This is a genomic window from Bacteroides sp. AF29-11, from assembly GCF_003602895.1.
GTDB lineage: Bacteria > Bacteroidota > Bacteroidia > Bacteroidales > Bacteroidaceae > Bacteroides > Bacteroides uniformis.
Genome location: NZ_QTLY01000007.1, coordinates 118,357 through 130,790 on the forward strand (window position 1 = coordinate 118,357; position 12,434 = coordinate 130,790).

The 12,434-nt window shown below is 48.6% G+C and carries 12 protein-coding genes; 3 read left to right on the top strand and 9 right to left on the bottom strand.

What is annotated here, in order from left to right; translation table 11 throughout:
* Nucleotides 1–3 precede the first annotated feature (3 nt).
* From DWZ03_RS12965 to DWZ03_RS12975, 3 genes are all read right to left on the bottom strand, one after another.
* Complete coding sequence (locus DWZ03_RS12965; protein ID WP_117962792.1) at nt 4–1,080, bottom strand: GDP-L-fucose synthase family protein; 1,077 nt, start codon at nt 1,078–1,080, stop codon at nt 4–6.
* A 26-nt stretch (nt 1,081–1,106) separates the two neighbouring features.
* Entirely contained in the window at nt 1,107–2,183 is a 1,077-nt protein-coding gene (gene gmd, locus DWZ03_RS12970; RefSeq protein ID WP_005836261.1) for a GDP-mannose 4,6-dehydratase, read from the bottom strand.
* A gap of 74 nt (nt 2,184–2,257) precedes the next feature.
* Nucleotides 2,258–3,418 (bottom strand): dicarboxylate/amino acid:cation symporter, encoded by a 1,161-nt coding sequence (locus DWZ03_RS12975; protein ID WP_005837656.1) that lies wholly within the window; start codon nt 3,416–3,418, stop codon nt 2,258–2,260.
* Between the two features lie 128 nt (nt 3,419–3,546).
* On the opposite strand from DWZ03_RS12975, the gene gnd reads away from it, so the two are divergent.
* From gnd to pgl, 3 genes are read left to right on the top strand one after another with little or no spacing between them, the layout of a single operon-like run.
* Complete coding sequence (gene gnd / locus DWZ03_RS12980; RefSeq protein ID WP_034523384.1) at nt 3,547–5,022, top strand: decarboxylating NADP(+)-dependent phosphogluconate dehydrogenase; 1,476 nt, start codon at nt 3,547–3,549, stop codon at nt 5,020–5,022.
* Nucleotides 5,023–5,039: 17 nt separating this feature from the next.
* A complete protein-coding gene (zwf, locus tag DWZ03_RS12985) occupies nt 5,040–6,536 on the top strand; it encodes a glucose-6-phosphate dehydrogenase (RefSeq protein WP_034525610.1) in 1,497 nt (498 codons plus the stop codon).
* Nucleotides 6,533–7,249, top strand: a complete 717-nt coding sequence (pgl, locus tag DWZ03_RS12990; protein ID WP_005836269.1) for a 6-phosphogluconolactonase — start codon at nt 6,533–6,535, stop codon at nt 7,247–7,249. Before zwf ends, pgl begins: the two co-directional genes overlap by 4 nt.
* Here pgl and DWZ03_RS12995 read toward each other — a convergent pair.
* The 6 genes from DWZ03_RS12995 to DWZ03_RS20025 form a co-directional block, all read right to left on the bottom strand.
* On the bottom strand, nt 7,242–8,285 hold the full coding sequence (locus DWZ03_RS12995; RefSeq protein WP_119979722.1) for a DUF2776 family protein: 1,044 nt from the start codon (nt 8,283–8,285) through the stop codon (nt 7,242–7,244). The two genes, pgl and DWZ03_RS12995, sit on opposite strands and share 8 nt — an antisense overlap.
* 99 nt (nt 8,286–8,384) lie before the next feature.
* On the bottom strand, nt 8,385–9,029 hold the full coding sequence (gene pdxH / locus DWZ03_RS13000) for a pyridoxamine 5'-phosphate oxidase (RefSeq protein WP_120130245.1): 645 nt from the start codon (nt 9,027–9,029) through the stop codon (nt 8,385–8,387).
* A gap of 316 nt (nt 9,030–9,345) precedes the next feature.
* Nucleotides 9,346–10,032 carry an energy transducer TonB gene (locus DWZ03_RS13005; protein ID WP_005828058.1) on the bottom strand — a complete coding sequence of 229 codons (687 nt, stop codon included), beginning with the start codon at nt 10,030–10,032 and terminating at the stop codon, nt 9,346–9,348.
* 412 nt (nt 10,033–10,444) lie between these two features.
* Complete coding sequence (locus tag DWZ03_RS13010) at nt 10,445–11,146, bottom strand: LytR/AlgR family response regulator transcription factor (protein WP_005836276.1); 702 nt, start codon at nt 11,144–11,146, stop codon at nt 10,445–10,447.
* Nucleotides 11,143–12,210 (bottom strand): sensor histidine kinase, encoded by a 1,068-nt coding sequence (locus DWZ03_RS13015; RefSeq protein WP_016273492.1) that lies wholly within the window; start codon nt 12,208–12,210, stop codon nt 11,143–11,145. The genes DWZ03_RS13010 and DWZ03_RS13015 overlap by 4 nt, the downstream gene beginning before the upstream one ends.
* A complete protein-coding gene (locus DWZ03_RS20025; protein WP_153880970.1) occupies nt 12,207–12,374 on the bottom strand; it encodes a hypothetical protein in 168 nt (55 codons plus the stop codon). Before DWZ03_RS20025 ends, DWZ03_RS13015 begins: the two co-directional genes overlap by 4 nt.
* Nucleotides 12,375–12,434: the final 60 nt, after the last annotated feature.

A 12,434-nucleotide genomic window follows, 5' to 3' on the forward strand; every position in this document is an offset into this window, starting at 1 on the left:
TAATTACTTTCCCAAGTACCATCGGTACATGCGTTGCACACCTTCCTCGATATCAATCTTATGATGCCATCCCAATGTATGTAACTTACCGGGATCGGTCAGTTTGCGCATGGTGCCGTCGGGTTTGGAAGTGTCGAAGGTCAACCGGCCCTGATAGCCTACGGTGTTGACAATCAGCTCTGCCAACTGGCGGATAGTGATTTCCTTGCCCGTACCGATATTGATGTGACAGTTGCGGATTTCCTTGTCGTCCGGCTCGAAGGTATCTTTGAAGTCGACGTGTTCCATGACGAAGACGCTGGCATCTGCCATCTCCTCGCTCCAGAGGAATTCGCGCAAGGGGGTGCCGGAACCCCATAATCTCACTTCTTCTTCGCTGATGCCGTATTTCCGGAGGATATTCAGAATGTCCTCTTTGCTGCTGTCGCCGTTGATGCCTTCCACCGGACGCAGGTTCATGTCGTGGCGTACGGCATCCCAGTCGCCTTGTTTCAGGCAGTGGGCGAGGTGTATCTTGCGTATCATGGCAGGGAGCACGTGGCTGCGTTCCAGGTCGAAGTTGTCGTTGGGACCGTAAAGGTTGGTGGGCATCACGGCAATGTAGTTCGTACCGTATTGAAGATTGAAGCTTTCGCACATTTTCAGTCCGGCTATTTTGGCGATGGCATAGGGCTCGTTCGTGTATTCCAGCGGAGAAGTGAGGAGTGCGTCTTCTTTCATCGGCTGTTCGGCATCACGGGGATAGATGCAGGTGCTGCCCAGAAAGAGAAGTTTTTTCACTCCGTGGCGGAAGCTTTCGCCGATGACGTTCTGCTGTATCTGCAAGTTCTTGTAGATGAAGTCGGCACGGTAGATACTGTTGGCCATGATGCCACCCACAAAGGCGGCGGCAAGGAATACATATTCGGGCTGTTCCTCGTCGAAGAAGCGGCGTACGGCAACTCCGTCGAGCAGATCGAGTTCTGTGTGGGTCTTGCCGATGAGATTGGTGTATCCTTTCTCCTCAAGATTTTTCCAGATGGCAGAACCTACCAGTCCCCGGTGGCCTGCTACATATATTTTGGCATTTTTGTCTAACATTGTTGTCTGAAAGTTTAATAGTTCATTCAAAGCTCTTTGCTTCTTAAATACAGTTTCTTCACAAATTTCATGTCGTGCTCTGCCATGATGCGTACCAACTCTTCAAAACTGGTCTGCCTCGGATTCCATCCCAGCAGTGTTTTTGCTTTGGTGGGGTCGCCCAGCAATTGTTCCACTTCGGCAGGCCGGAAATATTTGGGGTCGACTTCCACGAGGACTTTTCCGGTCTGTGTGTCGATACCCTTCTCATCCACTCCCTGGCCTTCCCAGCACAGAGTGATGCCTACCTCTCGGAATGCCAGTGTCGCAAATTCGCGTACGGTATGCATTTCTCCGGTGGCAATGACGAAGTCTTCGGGGGTGTCGTGCTGCAGGATGAGCCACATGCACTCGATGTAGTCTTTGGCATATCCCCAGTCGCGCCGGGCATCCAGATTGCCCAGATACAGCTTGTCCTGGAAGCCTTGGGCGATGCGGGCAGCCGCCAGTGTGATTTTTCTTGTCACGAAGGTTTCACCTCGGCGTTCGCTCTCGTGGTTAAAGAGTATGCCGTTTACAGCAAACATGCCATAGCTTTCGCGGTAGTTCTTTGTAATCCAAAAGCCATACTGTTTGGCTACGCCATAGGGGCTGCGGGGATAGAACGGGGTCGTTTCGCTTTGCGGCACTTCCTGCACTTTTCCGAAGAGCTCGGAAGTGGAGGCCTGGTAGATGCGTGTCTTCTTTTCCATACCGAGAATGCGTACGGCTTCGAGCATGCGCAGGGTGCCTACAGCATCGGTTTCGGCGGTATATTCGGGCACGTCGAAGGATACTTTGACATGGCTTTGGGCGGCAAGGTTATATATTTCGTCCGGCTGCACACTCTGGATGATACGGATGAGAGAGCTGGAGTCTGTCATGTCTCCATAGTGCAGGTTAATGGTACGTTTCTGTTTCATGTCGCGTACCCACTCATCGAAGTAGAGGTGTTCGATGCGGCCGGTGTTGAAAGAGGAAGAGCGACGCAGGATACCGTGCACTTCATATCCTTTCTGCAGGAGGAATTCGGCAAGGAACGAGCCGTCCTGCCCGGTAATGCCGGAGATAAGGGCTTTCTTCATAATGTATGCTTCTTGTTATTATGTCTTTTCGGACTGCAATATTCGTTATTTTCCACGAGATGGCAAAATATAAACTATTTCTTTCCCATCACTTTGTCGATAATCAGTGCGATTGCCCCGTCGCCCGTCACATTGCAGGCAGTACCGAAGCTGTCCATCGCTATGTATAGTGCAATCATCAGCGCTTGTGCCGACTCGTCGAAGCCCAGCATGGATTGCAGGATGCCCAGTGATGCCATGATGGCGCCTCCCGGTACCCCGGGAGCGGCTACCATAGTGATGCCCAGCATGAAGATAAATCCTGCAAATAGAGGGAAATCATGGGGCATGCCTTGCATTATCATCAGTGCCAGGGCGCATGCCACAATCTTCAATGTGCTGCCCGACAGATGGATGGTGGCGCAAAGTGGGATGACGAATCCGGCAATATCGGCAGAGACGCCGTTCTTCCGACTTTGCTCCAATGTTACGGGGATAGTGGCGGCACTGGATTGAGTGCCTAGAGCCGTGAAGTAGGCAGGCATCATCCGTCCCAGTAGTTTGAGAGGGTTCTTGCGGACAAACAGTGCCGCAATGCTGTATTGGAATACCAGGAGAAAGATGTGAAGCAGGAAGATTACACCGATAATCTTAATAAAGACCATCAGGATGCCGAATACTTGTCCACTGTGCGTCATGTTGAGGAAAATGCCGAAAATATAGATGGGAAGCAGCGGCAATATCACTGCACTGATCATGCGGATGACAATCTCTTGAAAATCGCGTGCCGCATTTTTCAGTACCTCACTTTTCAGATGAGCCAGGCCCAGCCCCAGTGTGAAGGCAAGTACGAGTGCGGTCATAACATTCATCAAGGGCGGGATACCCACGGAAAAATAGGGAAGAATGCCTTGAGACTCACTGACTTCTTCTAACGGCACCCCGGTTTCTATGAGGGAAGGAAATACCGCCATACCGGTGAAATAGGAGAGAAAGCCGGAGAATAAGGTAGCTCCGTAAGCAATGAGCGCCGTGACGACCAGCATCCGTCCGGCTCCTTTGCCGATGTCGGCAATGGCAATCGTGACCAGTCCCACAATGATGAGGGGGATGGAGAAGTTCAGGAATTCACTGAAAATGGCATTGAATGTTACGAACAGCCGTACCAGCGAAGCCGGTAGGAAATTTCCGAAAAGTATACCTAAGATAATGGCAATGATGATGCGTGGCAATAGTCCGATGTGGAAGTTCTTCATGAGCATTGGTTTTCTGTCTGGTTGAAAAATAGGCTTTCGCTGACAAAAGTACTATTTTATTTTCGTAATTCATACGAACAAATGCTGTTAGCATTTTGTTTCCATATAAAGACAAAATTTACATGAATATGAAGAATTTAAATAAAACAGACATTGGACTTATCGGTCTGGCAGTTATGGGCGAGAATTTGGCCCTCAATATGGCAGATAAGGGATGGAATGTTTCGGTATATAATCGTACGGTTCCGGGAGTGGAAGAAGGGGTGGTGGAACGTTTTGTGAACGGCCGCGCCAAAGGGAAAAAAATTGAAGGCTATACAGATATAGCCGAATTTGTAACTTCCATTGCCATACCCCGCAAAATAATGATGATGGTTCGTGCCGGCAGTGCGGTGGATGAACTGATGGAACAGCTGTTTCCCCATTTGTCCGAAGGGGATATCCTGATTGACGGTGGTAATTCCAATTATGAGGACACCAACCGGCGTGTGGCATTGGCCGAAAAGAAAGGCTTCCGTTTTGTGGGAGCTGGAGTTTCCGGTGGAGAGGAAGGAGCGCTGAACGGCGCGTCTATCATGCCCGGAGGATCTGAAAGTGCCTGGCCTGAGGTGAAGCCTATCCTGCAGAGTATTGCGGCAAAAGCATCTGACGGTACCCCGTGCTGCCAGTGGATTGGTCCTGCCGGTTCCGGTCATTTCGTCAAGATGATACATAACGGTATCGAATATGGAGATATGCAGCTTATTGCCGAAGCTTATTGGGTGATGAAGAATCTGCTTGGTCTGGACAATGGACAGATGGCGGAAATCTTTGCTGATTGGAATGAGGGTAAGTTGCGTAGCTATCTCATTGAAATTACCGCCAACATACTGCGTCATAAGGACAAATCAGGAGGTTACCTGATAGATAAGATATTGGATACCGCCGGACAGAAAGGTACGGGCAAGTGGTCCGTTATCAATGCGATGGAGCTGGGCATGCCGTTGGGGCTGATTGCTACGGCTGTGTTCGAACGTAGTTTGTCGGCACAGAAGGGCTTGCGTGAAACGGCTTCCAAGCAATTTGTATGCCGACGCTCGCAGGCGGTGTACAACAAGTCGGAGATGGTGAAGGATATCTATTCCGCACTCTATGCTTCCAAATTAGTGTCATATGCTCAGGGATTCGCCGTGTTGCAGCGTGCATCCGACGCTTTTGCCTGGAACCTCGATTTGGCATCCATCGCACGCATGTGGCGGGGCGGCTGCATCATCCGTAGTATTTTCCTGAACGACATAGCTACGGCTTTCGAGGCAAAAGACAAGCCCAAACATCTGCTGTTGGCTCCTTATTTCAAAAATGAAATGCAGCTGTTGCTTTCCGGCTGGAAACATCTGGTGGCACAATCCATGAAAGAGGAACTTCCGGTGCCTGCATTCTCGTCCGCCTTGAATTATTTCTATTCGCTGGTGTCTGCCAAGTTGCCTGCCAATATGATTCAGGCGCAACGTGACTATTTTGGTGCGCATACCTTTGAAAGGACAGACGAGTTGCGTGGACAGTTTTTCCATGAAAATTGGACGGGACACGGAGGAGATACGAAATCGGGTACGTACAATGTGTGAGAAAGGGGGAGAAGATGATGAATAAATTAGTGATTGTTATATTCGGCGCTTCGGGTGACTTGACGAAGCGCAAACTGATGCCGGCGCTCTATACTTTATATAGTGGCGGGCGGTTGCCGGAAGGATTCTCCATTCTGGGGATAGGACGCACCGAGTATACGGATGCCCGTTACCAAGAATATATAATGAGTGAATTGAGTAAGTTCGTAGCTTCCAAAGAGCAGGTGGAAGATAAAATGAGGGATTTTTGCAGCCATCTGCATTACCAGACATTGGATCCCGCCGAGGTTGAAGGCTATCATCTGCTGGACGGACGTTTACAAGAGTTTACCGGTGAGCAGAAACCGGACAACCTGCTGTTCTATCTGGCTACTCCACCTTCCTTGTACGGTGTCATTCCCTTGCACTTGAAGGCGGCCGGTCTGAACCGTCCTGATACGCGTATCATCGTTGAAAAGCCGTTCGGTTACGATTTGGAGTCAGCCAGAAAGCTGAATAGCATTTATGCTTCCGTTTTCAAGGAGCATCAGATTTACCGCATCGACCATTTTTTGGGTAAGGAAACGGCGCAGAACATTCTCGCCTTCCGTTTTGCCAACGGAATCTTCGAACCGCTATGGAACCGTAATTATATAGACTATGTGGAGATTACAGCCGTAGAGAATCTGGGTATCGAAGGACGTGGCGGATTCTATGAAGGTGCCGGAGCCCTGCGCGATATGGTACAAAACCACCTCATACAGCTTGTGGCGCTCACAGCATTGGAACCGCCTGCCGTTTTCAATGCCGATAATTTCCGCAACGAGGTGGTGAAGGTCTATGAGTCATTGGCCCCCTTGACAGAGGAGGATTTGGAGGAACACATTGTCCGCGGACAATATACGGCTTCGGGCTCGAAAGCCGGGTATAGGGAAGAGAAGAACGTGGCACCTGATTCGCGTACCGAAACGTATATTGCCATGAAAATCGGTATTAACAACTGGCGGTGGAAGGGTGTTCCTTTCTATATCCGTACCGGCAAACAAATGCCGACAAAGGTGACTGAGATTGTTGTACATTTCCGTGAGACGCCCCATCAGATGTTTCGTTGCGAGGGTGGACATTGTCCCCGCGCGAATAAGCTGATTCTCCGTCTGCAACCCAATGAAGGCATTGTGCTGAAATTCGGCATGAAGACTCCCGGACCGGGATTTGACGTGAAGCAGGTGATGATGGACTTCAGTTATGACCAGTTGGGCGGGTTGCCTACCGGCGATGCCTATGCCCGTCTGATAGAGGACTGCATACAAGGTGACCCTACACTCTTTACCCGCAGCGACGCGGTAGAGGCTTCATGGCGCTTTTTCGATCCCGTGTTGCGCTATTGGAAAGAGCATACGGATGCTCCTTTATATGGGTATCCCGTAGGTACGTGGGGACCTTTGGAAAGTGAAGCGATGATGCACGAACATGGTGCTGAGTGGACCAATCCGTGTAAGAATTTGACTAATACAGATGAATATTGCGAGTTATGAAAAGTTATGTTTACCATTCGGCTACAGCTACGGCACATGCGTTGATTGAACATTTGATTGCGATGATGGAGCGTGAGCCGGAAAAGACCTTTTATTTTGCATTCAGTGGGGGAAGTACTCCTTCGCTGATGTTTGACATTTGGGCCAACGAGTACAAGGAGGTGACTCCTTGGATGCGGATGCGGATTTATTGGGTGGATGAACGGTGTGTGCCGGCAGAGGATTATGAGAGCAATTATGGTACCATGCGCCGTTTGCTGTTGGATGAAGTAGGCATGCCCGATGAATACGTTTATCCTATTTATGGAGTGAACCGCCCGGAGATTGAAGCAAAGAACTATTCGACGCTGGTTTGCCGCACGGTTCCGCTTTGGGGTGGCTTCCCGGCCTTCGATGTCGTTTTGCTCGGTGCTGGAGACGACGGGCATACCTCCTCTATCTTTCCGGGGCAGGAATATCTGCTTTCTTCCTTTCATCCTTATGAGGTGAGTGTCAATCCCTATAATGGGCAGAAACGCATAGCCATGACCGGCTGCCTTTTGTTTGCTGCGAAGAATCTTATTTTCTTTATTACCGGCAAGAATAAGGCGGATGTGGTCCGCGATATTCTTGATTCCGGGGATACCGGTCCGGCAGCTTATGTGGCCCACCATGCCGAGCGTGTGGAATTGTTCCTCGATGCTCAGGCCAATGGCGGGAAAATGTCTACTTAGATGTACCGCTCTCCAGAATGCTTACGATGGAGAATAATGTAAAGCAGATGCCTCCCAAACCTGCCAGTACGCGTGCAGGGACAAAATAGGCATTGTGCAGGCTTGCCATCTCAAACAGAAAGGCGGAGAGAAACAGACAAGCCAGGGCCGTGAAGACCGGAATCAGCGGGATGCGGTTGGCCAGCTTGAAAGTGTTCCGCCAGATGGCGGCAAGTAGTATGACTTTGCTGGAAATGCTGTAGCATACCAGTCCCAGGCCTATCATAATATATCCTGTGGAGGAGAGTGCCGGATTGCTGTTGGCCAAGACCAGAAGTCCCCAGAGAATGCTGATGCTGCCCATTATCAAAACAAGGGCCGGCCATTGTTTCCGTTCAGCCTTTGTATAGTTGTTGCGTATCTGGCGGACGATGGTTGCAACCAGCGCCACCAAGCTGGAACAGATACAAGCAAGTCCTGCCATGACATGGCCTGCTACATAATATGCATTGTGCTCGCTGCTTTTTGACAATAGCCAGAAGGCCCATATCCATGCCATTACTGCCATAAGGGTGGCAACTGCTATCAGGATATATCCCTGGGAGGAATTGAATGCATCGGCAGGTTGTAGCTGGTCGGTACGTTCCGAGTTGGCGGGAATGAGGGTGAAGCGGGTGGAGGCTGTGGCTGTGGTAGCTACACAAGCTGTGATGAAACCGACTCCGCAAATCACGTGTCCTGCCACGAAATTGCTTGCCGTGGCAGCTTCGTGCATATAATTCCAACCATAGATTACTGTGAGTACGGCTGCCAGGTAACCAATAACCGGAAGTGCGTATCTGGCTATCGGATTGTAGGTATGAATAATTTGTCTAATGATTGTTGCCGCTGTGGCGAACAAGGCAATGCAAATCATCCCTAAGGAAAATACTACCGGACCGGCCACAAATTTTGCCGAATCCAGTCCTTCGTGGAGCACAAAGGCTCCGTAGCCGAAACAGAAAAGGGCCATCAACAAGGGTATAGCCCTGAAAAGAATACTGATACCGTAATTCATAACTGTTGTTTTTAGAGTTTCCCCTTCAAACAGCGTTTCTGTGGCTTTGTTCCTCCTTTTAAGATTTATTTGTGATGAGAAGTGTTTCCCTGTCCGTATTTAGGGAGCCAGCCTCTCCTTTTTCCAGCTGCCATCCGCTTGTTGGGAATAGAGGAAACGGTCGTGTAGCCTGCTTTCCCGTCCTTGCCAGAATTCAACACGGAAAGGGGTGACGGCAAAACCTCCCCAGTTGTCGGGACGTTTGATACTTTGCCCTATCCATGTTGCCGCTTCGCGGACGAACGCGCGCATTATCTCCATACGGCTGCCGATGACGTGACTTTGGGGTGAAATCCTCGCCCCGATTTTACTTTTGTAAGGCCTGCTTGCAAAATAGGCGTCAGAATCGGCAGGAGCGCATCTTTCAGCTTTTCCTTCAATGTGTATTTGCCTTTCCAGTTTGTGCCATACGAAAGATAAGGATATATACGGATTTGCAGTCAGTTGCCGGCCTTTTCTGCTTTCGTAGTTGGTGAAGAAGATGAAACGGCCATTTTCCACCCCTTTCAGCAACACTGTGCGTGTAGAAGGATGCCCGTCTGTCGAGACTGTAGCTACCGTCATGGCGGTGGGCTCGTACTCATCACTATGGATAGCATCGTTCAGCCAATGGTCGAATTGCTCAAAGGGATTGTCGTTGAGGTTACCCGGTGTCAGCCTGCCTTTCTTATATTCTCTTCTGATGTCAAAGAGTTGTGATTTCATTATCGTGTGGTTTTATCAGGAGTGATATATTGTTTTTCTATGTAACAGTCTGAGAGGGCTGAATGTTTTTGTTTTTCTGCGGAAAGAAAAATATGGAAGAAGGAAATGGCTGTGTTGATACTTAAAAAAATGGGGGTGTGTCAAAATTCACCACAGATTACACGGATTAACACAGAATGAGCTTAATCTACTGATAATCAAAGATGCTTATCTGTGCAAATCTGTGTAATCTGTGGTGAATACCAGTTTCGACACACCCTCGGATATTGGAGATTACCTTATGAAGACAAGTGGAAAGTGGACACTGGCATGTCTGCTATTGTAATTTAAACATTACGGGAACTGTGAATTTACAACGGACCGGTTTGCCTCGTTGCTCACCGGGTTTCCATTTGGGCATGGTGGAAATCACACGGATAGCTTCTTTGTCCAGATAGGGATCTACGCCTCTTACTACTTTTACATCTACGATGCTGCCGTCTTTGTTGACAACGAATTGTACTATTACGCGCCCCTGGGTTCCGGTCTCTTGTGCAATAGTCGGGTATTTTATACTCTTACCCAGATATTGCATCAGACTCATGCCATTATAAGAAAACTCGGGATTCTTCTCTACAACTTCAAAAATCTCATCCTCTACCGGAATCTCTTCATCTACGGTTGGAGATATGGGTTTGATGATTACAGCTTCACCGATTTCTTCGGAAGAGGCAATGGCTGTTTCTTTCACATTGTCATTATCATCCACAATTGTCAATACCTCGGCAATTGCAGGAGCTTGAGGGGGTGGTGGAGCTACTAATTCGGGTTGCTCCGTGATAGGAATTTCAATTTCCTGCTCAAATACGTTCTCGGTAATAGCACCGCTCATGTCAATCCTAACATCACGCTTCGACCATTCAAATGCAACGAACATGAAGACCAGCACAATTACATAACCTACAAGTAGCCAACTTGACTTCTTGTTTTCCAGGCTTGCTTTGGATGTTTTCTTGATTTCCATAATTTACAAGATTATTACCGTATAATGGTTGTCGCGAAACTAACATTATACAGATGTGATTAGTAAAATCATAAAACATGCGTGCCCACTTGTTTCTGTATTAAAGATAAGAAAATGAATGTTATGTTGGTGTTTGATATGTAGTTATATATAGTTTTTTAAATTTGCTTTGATAATTTTTCTGCTTGTGGATTAAATAGTGTTGATATGTAAAAAGCACTTCCAACGTTCGCTTACGGAGGAAGTGCTTCACACAAAAACTAAACTAGACTTAACTAAACTATTCTATTGGGGGAGTTTCACAACTCCTATCTGTTCGGTGCAAAGATAAAAAAACATATTTTAATATGCAAAAGGATTCTATAATAAATCGACGTTTTTTCCGATTTTATCGACGGATTAGTCGATTTTTTTAGCTTCTTTGGTCTAAAAATTCTTGAAAAGCTTGTTTATAGCTGTCACTTATCGGGATGTAATTCTTTCCGAACACGATGCGGCCACGGTCTATAATACGTATTTTATTCTTCTGAACAATGTAGGAACGGTGGACGCGCATGAAACGCGAGGCAGGCAGAAGTTCCTCCATTGCCTTCATGCTCATGAGAGACAAGATAGGCTTGGGAGAATCCTCCTCGTAGATTTTGAGATAGTCTTTCAGCCCCTCTATGTACAGAATTTTACTCAATTCGATTTGCACCAGCTTATACTCGCTCTTTACGAAGATGCTCTGAATCTCTTCCTTGGGCTGTTGCAGCAATTCAAACCATTGCACAGCCTTGTTGGCAGCCTGCAGAAAGTCGACGTAGGAGATGGGTTTCAGCAGGTAGTCCAGCGCATTGACTTTGTAGCCGTCTATGGCATACTGGTCGAAGGCGGTGGTAAAGACAATGCGGGTGCCGGAATCGACCATCTTCGAAAATTCCAGTCCGTTCAGTTCGGGCATCTGGATGTCGAGGAAAAGCAGGTCGATGTGCTTCTCGGGCAACTCCTTGATGGCTTGTACGGCACTGGAGTATTTACCGACCAACTCTAGAAACGGGGTCTTGTTGACGTAGCTTTCCAGCAACCCCAGGGCGAGGGGCTCGTCGTCTACAATGGCGCACTTCAGATTCATATCTTTATAATTAAAATAGATTTATACTCTTTCATGTCCTCACTCACTCCTTGCTGCCAGTCGTAATGACCGGGATAGGTCAGCTCCAGACGCTTGCGCACTTGTTCCAACCCGATGCCGCTTCCACTCTTGTCTGCCACGCTTTTGGGATGATAGCTGTTGGTTATTTCGCAATGTATCTCTCCGGGGCTTTCACTGAAGTGGATACGGATAAAGCTGGGTTCGGTGGGGGAGATGCCATGCTTGAAGGCATTCTCTATGAGGGAAATAAAGATGAGCGGAGCTATTTCAGTACGGCTGTCCGGTCGGACGTCTATCTTTGTTTCCACACGGACGTTGGCGGAGAGACGGATGCGCATCAGTTCGATGTAGTTGCGGATGAAGTCCATCTCCTTGTCCAGGGTGACGAAGTTCTGCTGATTGTCATACAGCACATGGCGCAGCAGTCGGCTCAGTTCCTGCACGGCAGTCTGTGCCTTGTCGGCATCGAAGGCGATGAGGGCGTAGATGTTATTCAGCGTATTGAGCAGGAAGTGCGGGTTGAGCTGGTTGCGCAGGTTCTTCAACTCGGCTTCCGTGCGGCTTTTCTCGGCTTCGCGGCGGGCGGCGTCCATCTGCGCCCAGCGGCGGCTCAGCTTGATGGCAGCGCTGAGGCCGGCGGTGAGAATCATGGTCGAGACATCGCGCAAGATGAATATCCATTTGGGAGGCCCCATGTGCTGACCGTCATCATCGCCGCGCATATGGTTTTGGAATGTGTATTCTTGCCAAAGGTGGGCGCCGGTGGTAATGCAGATGATGAGCAGTGTGTTCAGCAGGAGATACTGCCGGATGCGTCCCTCGAACAAGTAGCGGGGAATGAGGAGGCAGTAGTTGATGTAGAATACAAGGAAGAATGAGAGGGTACTGCTGCTACCGTGGCGCAGATAGTCCGCGAGGCTGATATTGAAGCCGCTGCGTGTCATCATCAGAAAGGGGAAACCGATGACGATACCCCAGACAATGATGTGTATCAGGGTTTCGATGCCGCGGTGGCGTGGGTTAGGGAGCTGTTGTTTCATCATGATACAAAGATACGGATTTTAGGTGGATATTGGAAATATCCGCTGCCTGCGAAGCAAATCTCTGTTCGCAGGTTGCGGATAAGCGTTTCCAGGTTGCGGATATGTATCCCAAGCTTGCGGATGTCTATCCCAAGGCTTGGGATAGAGATTATCCTTGGTTTCACATAACTTTTTTCCCTATTGCCGGAAACTTTTTTCCTAATACTTAAGAACTATTTGGTTAA

Coding starts and splice junctions, on each gene's coding strand:
- DWZ03_RS12965 (WP_117962792.1), bottom strand. CDS start 1,080: ATGTTAGACAAAAATGCCAAAATATATGTAGCAGGCCACCGGGGACTG.
- gmd (WP_005836261.1), bottom strand. CDS start 2,183: ATGAAGAAAGCCCTTATCTCCGGCATTACCGGGCAGGACGGCTCGTTC.
- DWZ03_RS12975 (WP_005837656.1), bottom strand. CDS start 3,418: ATGAAGAACTTCCACATCGGACTATTGCCACGCATCATCATTGCCATT.
- gnd (WP_034523384.1), top strand. CDS start 3,547: ATGAAGAATTTAAATAAAACAGACATTGGACTTATCGGTCTGGCAGTT.
- zwf (WP_034525610.1), top strand. CDS start 5,040: ATGAATAAATTAGTGATTGTTATATTCGGCGCTTCGGGTGACTTGACG.
- pgl (WP_005836269.1), top strand. CDS start 6,533: ATGAAAAGTTATGTTTACCATTCGGCTACAGCTACGGCACATGCGTTG.
- DWZ03_RS12995 (WP_119979722.1), bottom strand. CDS start 8,285: ATGAATTACGGTATCAGTATTCTTTTCAGGGCTATACCCTTGTTGATG.
- pdxH (WP_120130245.1), bottom strand. CDS start 9,029: ATGAAATCACAACTCTTTGACATCAGAAGAGAATATAAGAAAGGCAGG.
- DWZ03_RS13005 (WP_005828058.1), bottom strand. CDS start 10,032: ATGGAAATCAAGAAAACATCCAAAGCAAGCCTGGAAAACAAGAAGTCA.
- DWZ03_RS13010 (WP_005836276.1), bottom strand. CDS start 11,146: ATGAATCTGAAGTGCGCCATTGTAGACGACGAGCCCCTCGCCCTGGGG.
- DWZ03_RS13015 (WP_016273492.1), bottom strand. CDS start 12,210: ATGATGAAACAACAGCTCCCTAACCCACGCCACCGCGGCATCGAAACC.